Below are 396 nucleotides of genomic sequence, written 5' to 3' on the forward strand. Positions count from 1 at the left end.
AGTCCGAGAAGGCCGAGGTGCAGGGCTCGGCGCAGATCCAGCAGAAGATCGAGCAGGCCAAGCAGGAGATGGAGGCGGCGCGGCGCAAGGGCGACCTCGAGAGCATGGCGCGCATCCAGTACCAGACCATCCCGGACCTGGAACGCAGCCTGCAGATGGTCGACCAGCACGGCAAGACCGAGAACCAGTTGCTGCGCAACAAGGTGACCGACGAGGAAATCGCCGAAGTGGTTTCCAAGTGGACCGGTATCCCGGTGTCGAAGATGCTCGAGGGCGAGCGCGAGAAGCTGCTGCGCATGGAGCAGGAGCTGCATCGGCGAGTGATCGGCCAGGACGAGGCGGTAGTCGCCGTGTCCAACGCCGTGCGCCGTTCGCGCGCCGGCCTCGCCGATCCGA

The 396-nt window shown here is 65.9% G+C and carries 1 pseudogene; it reads left to right on the forward strand.

What is annotated here, in order from left to right:
- Positions 1-396: pseudogene (locus tag ACLJNW_RS23395) on the forward strand (type VI secretion system ATPase TssH); the annotation flags it as partial.

It is taken from the genome of Salmonella sp. SAL4457 (assembly GCF_046548235.1).
GTDB lineage: Bacteria > Pseudomonadota > Gammaproteobacteria > Enterobacterales > Enterobacteriaceae > Salmonella > Salmonella enterica.